This window comes from Streptomyces sp. NPDC001848, from assembly GCF_042891915.1.
Classification (GTDB): Bacteria; Actinomycetota; Actinomycetes; order Streptomycetales; family Streptomycetaceae; genus Streptomyces.
This window is the reverse complement of record NZ_JBIATP010000006.1, coordinates 14,976-29,897: the sequence shown is the minus strand read 5'-3', so window position 1 is coordinate 29,897 and position 14,922 is coordinate 14,976. Positions and strand designations below refer to the sequence as shown.

Below are 14,922 nucleotides of genomic sequence, written 5' to 3'. Positions count from 1 at the left end.
ACGCATGGCGGGAGAGCCGCAGGACGACTGCCTGTTCTGCAAGATCGTCGCGGGGCGGATCCCGGCGACGATCGTCCGGGAGACCGACACCACCGTGGCCTTCCAGGACATCAACCCGCAGGCGCCGACCCATGTGCTGGTCATCCCCCGGGTGCACCACCGGGACATCGCCGCCCTCGCCGCCGCCGAACCGGCCATCACCGCCGATGTGCTCCGCGAGGCCGGTGAGGTCGCCGCGCAGGAGAAGCTCGACAGCTACCGCGTCGTCTTCAACACCGGCAGCGGCGCCGGCCAGACCGTCTGGCACGCGCACGCCCACGTCCTGGGCGGCCGCGGCCTGCAGTGGCCCCCCGGGTAAGGCGCCGTGTCCGTACGCGAACTGGTCGTCCTCGGCACCGCCAGCCAGGTCCCGACCCGGCACCGCAACCACAACGGCTACCTGCTGCGCTGGGACGGCGAGGGCATCCTCTTCGATCCGGGCGAGGGCACCCAGCGGCAGATGCTGCGTGCCGGGGTCGCCGCCCACGACGTGCACCGGATCTGCGTCACGCACTTCCACGGGGACCACTCGCTGGGCCTCGCCGGTGTCATCCAGCGCATCAACCTCGACCAGGTGCCCCACGAGATCACCGCGCACTACCCGAAGTCGGGACAGCGGTACTTCGAGCGGCTGCGCCACGCGACGGCGTACCGCGAGACCGTCCCGCTCACCGAGGCACCGGTCGCCGCGGACGGCACCCTCACCGTGACCGCCGCCTACACCCTCGAAGCCCGTCGGCTCTCGCACCCGGTCGAGTCCTACGGCTACCGGGTCGTCGAGCCGGACGGGCGCCGTATGCTGCCCGAACGGCTCGCGGCGCACGGCATCAAGGGCCCCGACGTCGGGCGGATCCAGCGGGAGGGCTCCCTCGGCGGTGTGTCGCTGGAGGAGGTCAGCGAGGTGCGGCGCGGACAGCGGTTCGCGTTCGTCATGGACACCCGGCTGTGCGACGGCGTCCACGCCCTCGCCGACGGCTGCGACATGCTCGTCATCGAGTCGACCTTTCTTGACGAGGATGCCCAACTCGCCTTCGACCACGGTCACTTGACGGCCGGGCAGGCCGGGCGCGTCGCCGCCGACGCCGGGGTGCGCCACCTCGTCCTGACCCATTTCAGCCAGCGCTACACCGAGCCCGACGAGTTCGAACGGCAGGCGCGGGACGCCGGGTTCGAGGGTGAGCTGACAGTGGCGCACGACCTGATGCGGGTGCCGGTTCCGAAACGGCGGTAAAACACCCGTACGATGCTTCGATGCCCCTCCCGAAAGCTGAACTGCACCTCCACATCGAAGGCACCCTGGAGCCCGAGCTGGCGTTCGAGCTGGCCGCGCGCAACGGCGTGAAGCTGCCCTACGCCGACACCGGCGCACTGCGCGCGGCCTACGCCTTCGAGGACCTCCAGTCCTTCCTGAACCTGTACTACGAGCTGATGGCCGTCCTGCGCACCGAGCAGGACTTCGAGGACCTCGCGAACGCCTACCTGGCCCGTGCCGCCGCGCAGGGGGTGCGGCACGCCGAGATCTTCTTCGACCCGCAGGCCCACACGGCCCGCGGCGTCGACATGGGCACGGTGGTGGAGGGGCTGTGGCGCGCGCTCGGCCACAGCGAGCAGAACCACGGGGTCTCCACCCAGCTGATCATGTGCTTCCTGCGGGACGAGCCCGCGGAGTCGGCCATGGAGACCCTGGAAGCGGCGAGGCCCCACCTCGACCGGATCACCGGTGTCGGCCTGGACTCCGCCGAGGTCGGACACCCGCCGGTCAAGTTCCGCGAGGTGTACGAGGCCGCCGCCGCCCTGGGCCTCAGGCGCGTGGCGCACGCCGGTGAGGAGGGGCCGCCGGAGTACATCACCGAGGCCCTCGACGTGCTCGGTGTCGAGCGCGTCGACCACGGGCTGCGCTGTATGGAGGACCCGGCGCTGGTCGAGCGGCTCGTGAGGGAGCGGATCCCGCTGACCCTGTGCCCCCTGTCCAACGTCCGCCTGCGCGCCGTCGACGTACTGGAGGACCACCCGCTGCCGGCCATGCTCGACGCCGGGCTGCTGTGCACCGTCAACTCCGACGACCCCGCCTACTTCGGTGGTTACGTCGGCGACAACTTCGACGCCGTCCGCACGTCCCTGGGTCTCAACGAGGAGCGGCTGCGCGAGCTGGCCCGCAACTCCTTCCTCGCGTCCTTCCTGGAGCACGACGAGGAGCGGCGGGCGCGCTACCTCGCCGAGGTGGACGCGTACGCGTTCTCGTAGGCGTCGGGTAGGTCCACGGCCGGTGCCCCTCCCCGGCGCACCGGCCCCAGCCGCAGCGTGCGGCCCCCGGTGTGCAGGGCGACCGCGGTCAGCGGGAACGCGATCGCAAGCAGCCCGGCGGCGAGGATCGCGCCCATCGCCGGGAAGCCCGCCTGCGCGGACAGCACACTGCCGGTCAGCGGGCCCGCCGCCGTGCCGAGCGAGGACGCGGAGCCGACGAGCACGGCCCACCGGCCCCGCCCGTCGAGGGAGGCGGCGAGGCCGATCAGATACGACAGCACGATCGGGTAGAGCGTGTTCCAGGCGATCTCGCCGGTGGCGAAGGTCTTGAGCCCGGTGGCGGACGCGCTGACCGCGATGCAGCCGGCGATGAGCGCGGTGCCCGCGCCGATGGGGAGCGCGCGGCCGAGGCGCGGGCCGAGCGCGCCCGCGCCCATCACACCGAGCAGCCCGGCGCCGAGCGCGACCGCGAAGACCGCGCCGACGGTGACCTCCGTGAGGTGGGCCTGGGTGAGGCCGATGCGTCCGCTGACTCCCCACAGGGAGTTCTGGGCGAGGGACCAGCACAGGATGCCGGCGGACAGGACCAGCCCCGAGCGGGCATGGGGCAGCCGGCCGCTGTCGCGGGCGGCTGACGTGGCCGGTCCGTCGGAGGTGAGGCGGCCGGTCGCGGGCCACACCAGCAGCGCGGTGAGCGCGATCGCGGCGAGCGGCAGGCCGTGGCCCGGGCCGAGGTGGGGGACCGTCAGATAGACGGCGCCCGCGAGCGCGGACACCCCGAGCAGGCCGAGCGTGGACGCTCGGTGGGGGTCGGGCTGGGCGGCGATACCGGTCGCGGCGACCGTGGTGACCGTCCCCGAGCCGAAGCCGCCGACGACCGCACCCGCGACGACCACGGGGATGCTGTGGCTGACGGCGGCCGTGCCGTAGCCGACGGCGGCGCACAGGAGCCCGGCGCGGGCGAGGCGGCGGGGGCCGATGCGCCGGACGTGCGCGGCGAGCAGGAAGCCCGCGACGGCCGAACTCAGCAGCAGGGCACTGCCGATGGAACCGGCCTCGGTGGCGGAGAGCGGAAGACCGGAGTCGAGTCTGCCGACGGTGGTGGGCAGCAGGTAGGAGGCCAGGTACCCGGCCGTGAAAAGGGCGACGAGGGGCCAGGGCGCAGCGGTGCGGGCGGACACGGGCGTTCCAGGGCGTGCGAAAAGAGCGGCTCAGAAAGGGGGATGGGGCGCCGTCCGTCGAACGACAGGAACGTGCAGGGAATTTGTATCAAGCACGCGGTTCGAGAAGAAGCGCATGGCGTGTGATCTGAGTCACTTTATGGTTTGGTCCTGGTGGGGGCGGGTAGCAGTAGGGGCTCTCGTTGTCGTCCGTCGCCCTCAGCGCCAGCGCGGAGCGCCCGCTCCGCCCACCGTGATGCCTTCGATCCTGGCCCGGATCTCCCGCATCACCGCGACGATCCGCTCCTCGTGACCCGGGGTCAGTCGGGCCACCGGCACCGAGCAGCTGATCGCGTCCTGTGCCGGGGTGTCGTAGCGCAGGGCGAAGCCGAAGCCCGCGATGCCGACGACGCTCTCCTCCCGGTCGATGGAATGGCCCCGTTCGCGCGTGGCGGCGAGGTCCGCCAGCAGGGACTCCCGCGTGGTGTGCGTCCGAGGGGTCAGGGGCTCGTACGGTCCCTGCGGCACCGCCTCGTCCGGTCGTTCCGCGAGGAGCGCCTTGCCGAGCGCGCCCGCGTGCGCGGGCAGTCGCCGGCCCACGCGGCTGATCGTGCGCAGGTATTCGTGCGACTCGCGTGTCGCCAGATACGCCACGTCGGTGCCGTCCAGCCGCCCCAGGTGGATGGTCTCGCCGAGCGCCTCCGACGCCTCGTCCAGATAGGGGCGGACGGCACGGACGCGCGGGTCGGAGTCCAGGTAACTCGTGCCCGTCAGCAGCGCATGGATACCGATGCCGTACAGGGAGCCGGTGACGTCCGTCCGCACCCAGCCCCGCGAGACCAGGGTCTGCAGCAGGGCGTACATCGAGCTGCGCGGCACGCCGAGCTCGTCCGCCAGCTCCTGCAGGCGTGCCGGACGGTCGCCGCGTGCGGCGAGCACCTCCAGCAGCTCCACCGTGCGTGCGGCCGACTTCACCTCGCGGACGCCCCCTGTGTCGGACATGCGGCGATGGTAATGCGGCGGGCGGTGCGGCACTTCGATTGCGCGTCGGTTTCGGTGCTGGGCATTGACGGTGTCCGTTCGTGTACCTAACCTTCATCTTCATATGTGGATAGCATCTATGCAGGGAGATGAGCGAGGGTGAGCGGCGGTTCGCATACGGACACGGAGGCCGTGGCGCGGAGGCTGCGGGAGGGCATGGCGCGGGGCGTCCTGTCGTTCCCGCTCACGAGCTTCCACGAGGACGGCTCCCTCGACCTCGACGGCTTCCGCGCCCATGTCACGACGCAGCTCGCCACCGGCCCCGGCGCCGTCTTCCCCGCCTGCGGCACCGGTGAGTTCTTCTCCCTGGACGAGGAGGAGTACGGACAGGTCGTCGCCGCCGCGGTGCAGGCGGCCGGAGGTCGCGTGCCCGTCGTCGCCGGCATCGGATACGGGTGGGCGCAGGCCGTACGCTTCGCGCGGATCGCCGAGGAGGCGGGCGCCGACGCGCTGCTCGTCCTGCCGCACTACCTCGTCGCCGCCCCGCAGGACGGGCTCGTCGCCCAGCTGGAGCGGATCGCCGCCCGCACCCGGCTGCCGCTGATCGCCTACCAGCGCGGTCAGGTCTCCTACGGCCTCAAGGCGTTCCGGCGCATCACCGAGATCCCCGGCGTGATCGGCCTCAAGGACGGCCACAGCGACCTGGACCGGCTGCAACGGCTCACCCTCGCCGCGCCGGAGGGCTTCCTGTTCTTCAACGGGGCCGCCACCGCGGAGGTCCAGGCCCGCGCGTACGCCGCCGTGGGCGTCCCCGCCTACTCCTCCGCCGTCCACGCCTTCGCCCCCGAGATCGCGGACGCCTTCTTCACCGCGCTGCACGCCGGCGACGACGCCACGGTGGACCGGTTGCTGCGCGAGTTCTACGTCCCGCTCGTCGCGCTGCGCGACCGGGTGCCCGGGTACGCCGTGTCGCTGGTCAAGGCCGCCGCCCGGCTGCGCGGACGCCCCGTGGGACCCGTGCGCGCCCCGCTCACCGAGCCGTCGGCCGCCGACCTGGCCGACCTGAAGGACCTGCTGACCGTCGGACTCGACCTCGTTGGAGCCGCCCTGTGACCCGCGACCTGACCGTCTCCGAGGTACGGCTGACCCCGATCCTGGTCGCCGACCCGCCGCTGCTGAACACCCAGGGCGTCCACCAGCCGTACACACCCCGGCTGATCGTGGAGGTGGTGACCGCCGACGGGACCAGCGGGGTCGGCGAGACCTACGGCGACACCAAGTACCTGGAGGTCGCCCGGCCTCTCGCCGACAAGCTGGTCGGCCGTCAGGTGTCCGACGTCAACGGCCTGTTCTCGGTCGCCGAGCAGGTGGCCGTCGACCGCTCCCGGGCCTCCGACCGGCTCGACGTCGGCGGGCTGCGTGGTGTCCAGACGAGCGACAAGCTGCGCCTGTCCGTCCTGTCCGCCTTCGAGGTCGCCTGCCTCGACGCGCTCGGCAAGGCGCTCGGGCTGCCCGTGCACGCGCTGCTCGGGGGCAAGTTGCGCGACGAGGTCGAGTACAGCGCGTATCTGTTCTACAAGTGGGCAGGCCACCCCGAGGGCGCGGCGGGCGAGCAGGACGACTGGGGTGCCGCGCTCGACCCGGAGGGCGTCGTCGCGCAGGCGCGGCGGTTCAAGGAGCGGTACGGCTTCACGTCCTTCAAGCTCAAGGGCGGCGTGTTCCCGCCGGACCAGGAGATCGCCGCGGTCCGCGCCCTCGCCGAGGCGTTCCCCGGGCACCCGCTGCGCCTGGACCCCAATGGCGCCTGGTCCGTGGAGACCTCGGTGAAGGTGGCCGAGGAACTGCGCGACGTCCTGGAGTACCTGGAGGACCCCGCCCTCGGCACGCCCGCCATGGCCGAGGTCGCCGCGCGGACCGGGGTGCCGCTCGCCACCAACATGTGCGTGACCACGTTCGACGAGATCAAGGAGGCGTTCACACGGGGCGCCGTGCAGGTGGTGCTCTCCGACCACCACTACTGGGGCGGGCTGCGCAACACGCGCGAACTCGCCGCGATCTGCCGGGCGTTCGGTGTCGGGGTGTCCATGCACTCCAACACCCACCTCGGCATCTCACTGGCCGCGATGACCCATGTCGCCTCGACCGTGCCGGGCCTGCACCACGCCTGCGACACCCACTACCCCTGGCAGTCCGAGGACGTCGTCACCGAGCGGATCGCCATCACCGGCGGCCGGGTCGCCGTACCCGACGCGCCCGGCCTCGGCGTCACACTCGACCACGACCGGCTGGCCGCGCTGCACGAGCGCTGGCTCGCCGACGACGGCGGCCTGCGCGACCGTGACGACGCGGCGGCGATGCGGGTCGTGGACGCAAGGTGGGTCACGCCGACGGTGCCGCGCTGGTAGCGGATCGCCGGCCTGACGGGCACGGGCGAGCGCCTGGCTGGTGGCGGACCGTGGTCCTGGCGGGAGACCGGGCGAGCGCCCCGGCGGCAGCGGACCGCTATCCGGGCGGCCCGGGTGACCGGCCCGCCCGGAGGGGCGCTTGGTGCACACTGGCTGGATCAGCACCACGCCAGGGAGCGCACCGTGACCGCGTCCATCGGAGAGGGACCACACCGCCACCACGCCCACCTCGACCCCCTTGCCGCGCTGCGCGCGCCCGGCGACCCGCCCTGGGACGTCTACCTCACGGGGACCGTCTTCCTCGACATCATCTTCACCGGCCTCGACTCCGCCCCGGTGCGCGGCACCGAGTCGTGGGCGCGGGGCATGGGGTCGAGCCCCGGCGGCGTCGCCAACATGGCCACCGCGCTGGCCCGCCTCGGCCTGCGGACGTGCCTGGCGGCGGCCTTCGGTGACGACCACTACGGCGAGTACTGCTGGGACGAGTTGAAAGTGGGCGAGGGCATCGACCTCTCGCCGTCCCGCAAGGTCCCCGGCTGGCACTCCCCGGTGACCGTTTCCATGGCCTACGAGGGCGAGCGCACCATGGTCTCCCACGGTCACGAGCCGCCGCCCGAGGAGCCGGCCCCGGACTGCCCGCCGCGCGCCCGGGCCGCGGTCGCCTCGCTGACGCCGGGCAGACGTGAGCCGTGGATCGCGGAGGCCGCGAAGCAGGGCACCCGGATCTTCGCCGATGTCGGCTGGGACGAGACCGGGGCCTGGGACCTGGCGGGGCTGGCCGACCTCGAACACTGCGAGGCGTTCCTGCCGAACGCCGAGGAAGCCATGCGGTACACCCGCACGGACTGCCCGCGCGCCGCCGCGCACGCGCTCACCGAGCACGTGCCGCTGGCCGTGGTCACGCTCGGCGCGGAGGGGGCGTACGCGGTGGACGGGCGCACCGGGGAGAGCGCGGGCGTGCCCGCGATCGCCGTGGAGGCGCTGGACCCCACCGGGGCGGGTGACGTCTTCGTGGCGGGTTTCGTGACCGGCACGCTGGCGGAGTGGCCGCTCGCCGACCGCCTCGCCTTCGCCGGTCTGACGGCGGCGCTGTCCGTCCAGGAGTTCGGCGGCTCCCTCTCGGCGCCCGACTGGTCGGAGATCGGGGCGTGGTGGCGGAAGGTCCAGTCCTACGAGTGTCAGGACCCGGCGGCCCTGATCCGGTACGCGTTCCTGGAGGGGCTGGTGCCGGAGGAAGGCGTGGAACCGTGGCCGCGGCGGCGGGCGGTACCGACGATCGGCTTCCGCCGGCCGGGGTGACGCCACCCGCCGGGGGCCGCGCACGATGTGTTTCGCCCCCGCCGCCCCTACCCGTCCCGTCATCCAGGGGCTCCGCCCCTTCGGCCCCATCAGGGGGCCTCCGGACCCTGGATCCCCGCTCCTCAAGCGCCGGAGGGGCTGATTTTCAGCCTGTCCGGCGTTGGAGGACGAGGCCGTTGAGGCCGACCCTCAGAAGCCCAGTCGCCGCAGCTGCTTCGGGTCCCGCTGCCAGTCCTTCGCCACCTTCACGTGCAGGTCCAGGAACACCGGCGTACCCAGCAGCGCCTCGATGTGCTTGCGCGACTTGATGCCGACCTCCTTCAGGCGCTTGCCCTTGGGCCCGATGATGATCCCCTTCTGGCTCGGCCGCTCGATGTAGACGTTCGCGTGGATGTCCAGCAGCGGCTTGTCCGCCGGCCGGTCCTCGCGCGGCAGCATCTCCTCCACCACCACCGCGATCGAGTGCGGCAGCTCGTCGCGCACGCCCTCCAGCGCCGCCTCCCGGATCAGCTCCGCCACCATGACCTGCTCCGGCTCGTCCGTCAGGTCACCCTCGGGGTAGAGCGCCGGCCCCTCCGGAAGCAGCGGGATCAGCAGATCCGCCAGCAGGTCCACCTGCTTGTTCGCGGTCGCCGACACCGGGACGATCTCCGCCCACTCGATCCCCAGCTCCTTGCCCAGCTGGTCGATCGCGATGAGCTGCTCGGCCAGGGCCTTGGAGTCCACCAGGTCCGTCTTCGTGACGATCGCGACCTTCGGCGTCTTCCTGATGCCCGCCAGTTCCTTCGCGATGAAGCGGTCCCCGGGGCCGATCTTCTGGTCGGCGGGCAGGCAGAAGCCGATCACGTCGACCTCCGCCCACGTCGTGCGCACCACGTCGTTCAGGCGCTCACCCAGCAGCGTGCGCGGCTTGTGCAGACCGGGGGTGTCGACGAGGATCAGCTGCGCGTCCGGCCGGTGCACGATGCCCCGCACCGTGTGCCGCGTCGTCTGCGGCCGGTTCGAGGTGATCGCCACCTTCTGCCCGACCAGAGCGTTCGTCAGGGTGGACTTGCCCGCGTTGGGGCGGCCCACGAAACAGGCGAAGCCCGCCCGGTGGACGGCCTCGGTGGGCTCGGATGGCTGGGTGCGCACGCTCATGGCGCCCATTCTCCCTGATCCACGGAGCCCCTCCGAACGCCCGACCGTGCCCGGACCCCGCCGGCACCCCGGTGAGATTCCGGAAACCTTCACGCAACACGAAACGTCACGGAAACACACCTGTACGCAACAGGAAACGCGCGCCGGTGACCCTCGGACGAGCCCCCGGACCGTAGGAGAGCCCGTGACCCTGGCCGCGAACCACATCGACACCGGCGACACTGCCTGGCTGCTCGCCGCCACCGCCCTCGTGCTGCTGATGACCCCGGGCCTCGCCCTCTTCTACGGCGGCATGGTCCGCACGAAGAGCGTCCTCAACATGCTGATGATGAGCTTCGTGTCGATCGCCCTGGTCACGGTGGTGTGGCTGGCGTGCGGCTACTCCCTCGCCTTCGGCGACGACGCGTTCGCCGGTCTCATCGGCGGGCTGAAGCACTCCGGGATGGCGGGCCTCGGCCCGGACAGCCTCCACGGCACCGTCCCCACCCTCCTCTTCGCCACCTTCCAGCTCACCTTCGCGATCATCACCGCCGCCCTGGTCAGCGGTGCGATCGCGGACCGGGCGAAGTTCGGCGCCTGGCTGGTGTTCGTACCCGTCTGGGCCCTGCTCGTATACGTTCCCGTCACCCACTGGGTGTGGGGTCCGGGTGGCTGGATCCTTCACCGGCTCGGTGCGCTCGACTTCGCGGGCGGCCTGCCCGTCGAGATCACCTCCGGCGCCTCCGGACTGGCGTTGTGCCTGGTCCTCGGCCCGCGTCTGGGCTTCAAGAAGGACGCCATGCGTCCCCACAACCTGCCCATGGTGGTGCTCGGCGCCGGGCTCCTCTGGTTCGGCTGGTTCGGCTTCAACGCGGGCTCCGCCCTCGGCGCCGACGGCCTCGCCGCGGCCGCCTTCCTCAACACCCTGGCCGCCGGCTGCACCGGCCTGCTCGGCTGGCTCTTCGTCGAGCAGAAGCGCGACGGGCACCCGACCACGCTGGGCGCCGCGTCGGGCGCGGTCGCGGGTCTGGTCGCGATCACGCCGTCCTGCGGCACGGTGTCCCTGCTCGGCGCGCTGGTCGTGGGCCTGGCGGCCGGTGTCGTCTGCTCGTACGCCGTCAGCTGGAAGTTCAAGCTGAACTACGACGACTCCCTCGACGTCGTCGGCGTCCACCTGGTCGGCGGCGTCATCGGCACCCTCCTCATCGGCCTCTTCGCGGTCCGTGAGATGACCGGCGGCACCCAGGGCCTCCTCTACGGCGGCGGCATCGCCCAGCTCGGCAAGCAGCTCCTCGCGGTGGTCGTCGTGGCGCTGTACGCCTTCGCCGTGACGTACGGCATCGGCAAGCTGATCGACAAGACGATGGGCTTCCGGGCGAGCGAGGAGCAGGAACACACCGGCCTGGACCTTACGGTGCACGCCGAGACCGCCTACGATCACGGGGTCCTGGGCCATGGTGCCCCGGTCGCCCACTCCGTCCCCGCAACCACCCAGAAAGTCACGTCGCAGGCATGAAGCTCATCACCGCGATCGTCAAGCCGTTCCGCCTGGACGCGGTCAAGACGGCCCTGCAGGAAATCGGCGTGCACGGCCTGACCGTGACCGAGGCCAGCGGCTACGGCCGCCAGCGCGGCCACACCGAGGTGTACCGGGGCGCCGAGTACCAGGTCGACCTCGTGCCCAAGGTGCGGATCGAGGTCGTCGTGGAGGACGCGGACGCCGACGCGGTCATCGACGCGATCGTGAAGGCCGCGCAGACGGGAAAGATCGGAGACGGGAAGGTGTGGGCGCTGCCGGTCGAGACGGTCGTACGGGTACGGACCGGCGAGCGCGGGCCCGACGCGCTCTGACCAGCAGCACGCCGACCGCCACGCCCACGACGAACACCAGCGTCACGACGAGCCACGGCAGCGCGAGGAAGCCGGCGCTCGCCGACTGCCGGGTGCCGGGCGCGCTCGCGGTCAAGGTCACGTCGCCGCTGTCGAGCTGGGGCGCCCCGGGCCAGGTCTCGGTGAGCCGGACCCGCTGCCCCGGCAGCAGCTCGGACGGCACCCGGGTCAGCCGGCGGTCGAGCAGCGTACGGCCGAACAGCCCGTGTGCCGTCAGCTCCACCTGCGGGTCGAGGGTGACGTTCCCGGTGTTGTGCAGGGTGTAGGAGACGGTCGCCGTGCTGTCGCCGAAGCCCGGCACCAGGGGCTGGTGGTGGCTGAGCCGCAGATGCTCCACGGCGAGTGCGGGCAGCGTGGGCCCGCCGACCCGCAGGTAGACGCGGGCGCCGACGGCCCGCTGCACACCGAGGGCCGGCTTGCCGCCGCCCGAAGCCATCTGCTCGTCGAGCGCGACGATCGCGCCGGGATGGTCGCCGGGTTCGGCACCCTCGGGCACGTGCAACGTGAAGGGCACGGTGACCGTCCCGTTCCCGGGCACGGTGATCCGGGACTTCGCGGGCCTCGCCCAGACGCCCACCCCGAGCATCCGTTCCCTCGGCGTGCGTACGGCGAAGCCGCCGTCCCTGGGCGTGTTGTAGGCGTCGGCCGCGTAGAGCCGGAAGGTGAGCGGCGTGCCGGTCCGGTTCTGGACGGCGACCTCGTCGGTGAGCGTCTGCCCGGGGTCGGCGGAGAGGTAGAAGTAGGGCCGCGCGGCGACTTTCGAGGCGACCGGATAGACGGACCAGCTGCCGTTGTCGGCGGCGTGCGCGGGCGTGGCCTGCCACGCCAGCGCGAGGCCGAGGAGGAGGACGTACAGCTTGCGCATGGGTGCGGACCCCCACGGACGAGGGACAGGGGAACGGGCGGGTGCGGACGCCCGTACGCTCAGGCGAGCGTCAGCGTGAGCACGCCGGAGTACGAGCCCGGAGCTGTGAACGCCGGTACGTCCAGGGACAGCCCGGCGTCGACGGTGAACTCACCGCCGGTGAGGGTGCCGTCGGGGGCCTGTGCGAGGGTCGCTCCCGAGGTGCCCACCATGCCCGTCGAACCGGCCTTGCAGGTGCTGGGGCTGCCCGGCTTGGTCGCGCAGGCCGGGGTCCAGCTCAGCTTCCCGGCGTCGATCCTGCCGCCGGGACCGGTGAAGTCGGTGACCTTGCCGGTGAGGGACCAGCCCGCGGGCCCGCCGCGGAAGTCCTTGACGGTCACGGTCTGCAGCTTGCCGGTCGAGGCCCCGCCCTTGCCGAAGTCCACCGCCGAGAGGGCCACGGCGTCCCCGGCCTGGGACATGGACAGGGTGCCCGCCTTGACGGCCGTCGTGAGCTTCTGACTGCCGGGCGGGACCGGCGAGTTGTCGTTGACGACGTAGGCCGCGGGGCCCGCGCCCTTGTCCGCGCTCCAGGAGCCGCCCTCGTAGGCCACGATCCCGGTCGTCGTCCTGTCGTTGACGACGAGGGAACCGCTGAAGGAGCCCTGCGCGTTCGCGGTCACGGCGGCGGTGTCCGCGGTCGGGGTGTTCCCGGCCCGCCCGGCCAGGGTGACGGTCGCGCCCGGCGTGAAGTTGCTGCCGCTGACGGTGACAGCGGCGCCCGGGTCACCGGAGGCGGAACTCAGCGACATCGTCCGGGTGTTGGCCGGGGTACCGTCGCTCGCCGTGACGGTCTCCGACGCCGGGGCGGGCGGGTTGGTGACGGTGCAGGGGGTGTCCAGCTCGAGGATGTAGCTGGTGTGGATGTTGTAGTCGCCCGGCGAGAGGGTGATCCGGCCGGCCTTGGTGACGGTGAACGTCCCGGTCATGGAGAAGGACGGGAAGGCGGCCTTCCCCGGCACCGGCGGGTTCTTCTTCGGTCCGGCGACGGTGACGTCACCGGTCTGCGCACCACCGAGCGTCACTTTGCCGGTCGGGGTCATGATGTCGGCCGGCAGGGCCAGGTCGGTGGGGTTGGACGCGGCGGCCGTCACCACGGTGTACGTCACGGTGACCGTGTCGCCGACCTTCGGATCGGTCTTGTCCACCGACACGTTGGCGGTGGTGGTGCCGTCGATCGGTGGGATGCCGGCGACGGCGGGCGGGATGCAGTGCGTGGCGAAGTCCACGTTCGCGCCGGCGGCACCGGCCGGACAGGCCAGCGCGCCGCCCGCGGTGACCGCGAGGGCGGTCGCCCCGAACAGCGACGCCCAGCGCCACCGTCGGGATCTTCGAGGTGTCGAACCCATGGGCCCCCTCCTGAGGGTTGCGGGCGCAGCGGCTCATCTGCGCCGACAGGGGGCATTGATGTGGAGCGGGGGTGAGAAGTCAATGGAGATGCCGCAGAAAGCTGACGGTTCATCAGTTTCTGCGGCATCCGGAACAGATCGCTCAGCCGACGGGCCCCGGGATGGCCTCAGCCCGCGGAAACAGCCTGCCGAACAGTGCCGTCCGGAGCGGCGAGCAGCACGGGCGTCCCCGCACCCCCGAGATCGGCAACGGCGGCCAGGTCCTCCACCGGAACAGCCTCCGCCTCACTCACCACCGCGGCCGCCTCCAAGGACCGCGCTCCCGAGGCCACGGCCATCGCCACCGCGGTGCGCAGCGCGCTCAGCTTCAGGGAGTCCAGTGCCACGGTGCCGGCCACATAGGTTCGGCCCGTCTCGTCCCGTACCGCGGCGCCCTCCGGCACGCCGTTGCGGGCCCGCGCCGAACGGGCCAGGGTGACGATCTTGCGGTCCTCGGGGTCGAGCGCGTTGCTGTCGGTCATGCCCTGAGCATACGAAGAACGGCCCAGGTCATCCCGCACGGGGTACCGCCGAGTCGTCCCGCACGGGGTACCGCCGAGTCGTCCCGCACGGGGTACCGCCGAGTCAGCCGGCGACGGGATACATCGCCCCGCGCCTGCCCTCCGGCGACGCCAGCCACTCCAGCTTCGCCGCGGTGTTCGCCTCGTCGAGCGGAGTGTGCAGCACGATCGTCAGGTCGGGCCGCGCCGGCACCTTCAGCGCCGTCGACTCCACGCACAGCAGGCCCACCAGCGGATGGTCCAGCTCCTTGCGGACCACCCCGGCGTCCTTGATGTCCCGCCGCTCCCACAGCTCGGCGAACTCCGGGCTCACCGCCTTCAGTTCGGCCAGCACCGCCTGGAAGCCCTCGTCATCGGGGCTGGCCGAGCACATCGCCCGGAACTGGGCGACGACCGTGTGCGCGTTCTGCTCCCAGCTGTGGGAGCGGGAGCGGTACAGCGGGTCGGTGAAGAAGTCGACGATGCAGTTCTGCGTGATCTCGGGCCGCATACCGAGCACCCAGCCCGAGGCCTCGTTGTACATCACACAGTTGTAGTACCGGTCCATGATGTGGGCCGGATACGGCATCCAGGCGTCGATCAGCCGCCGGATGCCCTCGCAGTCGTGGTCGGGCGCCGGTTCGGGCGCGGGCGGGTTCAGCCCGGCCAGGACGTACAGATGCCGGCGCTCGGCGTTGCTGAGCCGCAGCACTCGTGCCACCGCGTCCAGTACCTGCGGGGAGACGGAGATGTCCCGGCCCTGCTCCAGCCACTGGTACCAGGAGACGCCCACCCCGGCCAGCACGGCGACCTCCTCGCGGCGCAGACCGGGCGTACGGCGCCGCGGTCCGCCGGCGGGCAGTCCGGCCTCCGCCGGGCTGACCCGGGCGCGCCTGCTCATCAGGAACTCCCGCAACTCCCGCAGCCGATGGCTCTTGAGCGCGTCCTCGGGCACGTACGGATCCCCCCGTCCTGTCTGGTGGTGCCACCACC

At 72.1% G+C, this 14,922-nt stretch carries 14 protein-coding genes and 1 pseudogene; 8 read left to right on the top strand and 7 right to left on the bottom strand.

Translation table 11 applies throughout. The annotated features are described in order from the left end of the window. Nucleotides 1–4: 4 nt before the first annotated feature. The 3 genes from ACFYZJ_RS13625 to ACFYZJ_RS13615 are packed head-to-tail and all read left to right on the top strand — an operon-like array spanning nt 5 to nt 2,283. A complete protein-coding gene (locus ACFYZJ_RS13625) occupies nt 5–358 on the top strand; it encodes a histidine triad nucleotide-binding protein (RefSeq protein WP_388566746.1) in 354 nt (117 codons plus the stop codon). Between the two features lie 6 nt (nt 359–364). Beyond that, on the top strand, nt 365–1,270 hold the full coding sequence (locus ACFYZJ_RS13620) for a ribonuclease Z (protein ID WP_388566743.1): 906 nt from the start codon (nt 365–367) through the stop codon (nt 1,268–1,270). 20 nt (nt 1,271–1,290) lie between these two features. Beyond that, complete coding sequence (locus ACFYZJ_RS13615; protein WP_388566741.1) at nt 1,291–2,283, top strand: adenosine deaminase; 993 nt, start codon at nt 1,291–1,293, stop codon at nt 2,281–2,283. On the opposite strand, the gene ACFYZJ_RS13610 is transcribed toward ACFYZJ_RS13615, so the two are convergent. Continuing rightward, nucleotides 2,247–3,464, bottom strand: coding sequence for an MFS transporter (locus ACFYZJ_RS13610; protein ID WP_388566738.1), 1,218 nt, complete (start codon nt 3,462–3,464; stop codon nt 2,247–2,249). The genes ACFYZJ_RS13615 and ACFYZJ_RS13610 overlap by 37 nt on opposite strands. Nucleotides 3,465–3,662: 198 nt before the next feature. Beyond that, nucleotides 3,663–4,445, bottom strand: coding sequence for an IclR family transcriptional regulator (locus tag ACFYZJ_RS13605; protein WP_388566736.1), 783 nt, complete (start codon nt 4,443–4,445; stop codon nt 3,663–3,665). A 195-nt stretch (nt 4,446–4,640) separates the two neighbouring features. Here ACFYZJ_RS13605 and ACFYZJ_RS13600 point away from each other — a divergent pair, with 195 nt between their 5' ends. The 3 genes from ACFYZJ_RS13600 (at nt 4,641) to ACFYZJ_RS13590 (ending at nt 8,128) form a co-directional block, all read left to right on the top strand. After that, complete coding sequence (locus ACFYZJ_RS13600; RefSeq protein ID WP_388567604.1) at nt 4,641–5,537, top strand: 5-dehydro-4-deoxyglucarate dehydratase; 897 nt, start codon at nt 4,641–4,643, stop codon at nt 5,535–5,537. Then, nucleotides 5,534–6,829 carry a glucarate dehydratase family protein gene (locus tag ACFYZJ_RS13595; RefSeq protein WP_388566733.1) on the top strand — a complete coding sequence of 432 codons (1,296 nt, stop codon included), beginning with the start codon at nt 5,534–5,536 and terminating at the stop codon, nt 6,827–6,829. The genes ACFYZJ_RS13600 and ACFYZJ_RS13595 overlap by 4 nt, the downstream gene beginning before the upstream one ends. A 183-nt stretch (nt 6,830–7,012) precedes the next feature. Then, on the top strand, nt 7,013–8,128 hold the full coding sequence (locus ACFYZJ_RS13590) for a carbohydrate kinase family protein (RefSeq protein ID WP_388566731.1): 1,116 nt from the start codon (nt 7,013–7,015) through the stop codon (nt 8,126–8,128). A 189-nt stretch (nt 8,129–8,317) separates the two neighbouring features. Here the strand turns inward: ACFYZJ_RS13590 and era are convergent, their stop codons facing one another. After that, nucleotides 8,318–9,268 carry a GTPase Era gene (gene era, locus ACFYZJ_RS13585; protein WP_388566729.1) on the bottom strand — a complete coding sequence of 317 codons (951 nt, stop codon included), beginning with the start codon at nt 9,266–9,268 and terminating at the stop codon, nt 8,318–8,320. Between the two features lie 184 nt (nt 9,269–9,452). On the opposite strand from era, the gene ACFYZJ_RS13580 reads away from it, so the two are divergent. Further along, a complete protein-coding gene (locus ACFYZJ_RS13580; protein ID WP_388566726.1) occupies nt 9,453–10,763 on the top strand; it encodes an ammonium transporter in 1,311 nt (436 codons plus the stop codon). Next, nucleotides 10,760–11,098 carry a P-II family nitrogen regulator gene (locus tag ACFYZJ_RS13575; protein ID WP_388566724.1) on the top strand — a complete coding sequence of 113 codons (339 nt, stop codon included), beginning with the start codon at nt 10,760–10,762 and terminating at the stop codon, nt 11,096–11,098. The genes ACFYZJ_RS13580 and ACFYZJ_RS13575 overlap by 4 nt, the downstream gene beginning before the upstream one ends. Here the strand turns inward: ACFYZJ_RS13575 and ACFYZJ_RS13570 are convergent. From ACFYZJ_RS13570 to ACFYZJ_RS13555, 4 genes and pseudogenes are all read right to left on the bottom strand, one after another. Further along, nucleotides 10,995–12,002 (bottom strand): annotated as a pseudogene (locus ACFYZJ_RS13570) (WxL protein peptidoglycan domain-containing protein); the annotation flags it as partial. The gene ACFYZJ_RS13575 and the pseudogene ACFYZJ_RS13570 sit on opposite strands and share 104 nt — an antisense overlap. 59 nt (nt 12,003–12,061) lie before the next feature. After that, on the bottom strand, nt 12,062–13,390 hold the full coding sequence (locus ACFYZJ_RS13565; RefSeq protein ID WP_388566722.1) for a beta-xylosidase: 1,329 nt from the start codon (nt 13,388–13,390) through the stop codon (nt 12,062–12,064). A 167-nt stretch (nt 13,391–13,557) separates the two neighbouring features. Then, nucleotides 13,558–13,911: a cytidine deaminase gene (locus ACFYZJ_RS13560; protein ID WP_388566719.1), complete on the bottom strand. Its 354-nt coding sequence runs from the start codon at nt 13,909–13,911 to the stop codon at nt 13,558–13,560. Nucleotides 13,912–14,014: 103 nt separating this feature from the next. Continuing rightward, nucleotides 14,015–14,884 (bottom strand): helix-turn-helix transcriptional regulator, encoded by an 870-nt coding sequence (locus tag ACFYZJ_RS13555; RefSeq protein ID WP_388566717.1) that lies wholly within the window; start codon nt 14,882–14,884, stop codon nt 14,015–14,017. Nucleotides 14,885–14,922 lie beyond the last annotated feature (38 nt).

What these genes read in the sequence shown, in the direction of transcription:
- ACFYZJ_RS13560 (WP_388566719.1), bottom strand. Translation starts at nt 13,911, where the DNA reads ATGACCGACAGCAACGCGCTCGACCCCGAGGACCGCAAGATCGTCACC.
- era (WP_388566729.1), bottom strand. Translation starts at nt 9,268, where the DNA reads ATGAGCGTGCGCACCCAGCCATCCGAGCCCACCGAGGCCGTCCACCGG.
- ACFYZJ_RS13615 (WP_388566741.1), top strand. Translation starts at nt 1,291, where the DNA reads ATGCCCCTCCCGAAAGCTGAACTGCACCTCCACATCGAAGGCACCCTG.
- ACFYZJ_RS13565 (WP_388566722.1), bottom strand. Translation starts at nt 13,390, where the DNA reads ATGGGTTCGACACCTCGAAGATCCCGACGGTGGCGCTGGGCGTCGCTG.
- ACFYZJ_RS13605 (WP_388566736.1), bottom strand. Translation starts at nt 4,445, where the DNA reads ATGTCCGACACAGGGGGCGTCCGCGAGGTGAAGTCGGCCGCACGCACG.
- ACFYZJ_RS13575 (WP_388566724.1), top strand. Translation starts at nt 10,760, where the DNA reads ATGAAGCTCATCACCGCGATCGTCAAGCCGTTCCGCCTGGACGCGGTC.
- ACFYZJ_RS13600 (WP_388567604.1), top strand. Translation starts at nt 4,641, where the DNA reads ATGGCGCGGGGCGTCCTGTCGTTCCCGCTCACGAGCTTCCACGAGGAC.
- ACFYZJ_RS13625 (WP_388566746.1), top strand. Translation starts at nt 5, where the DNA reads ATGGCGGGAGAGCCGCAGGACGACTGCCTGTTCTGCAAGATCGTCGCG.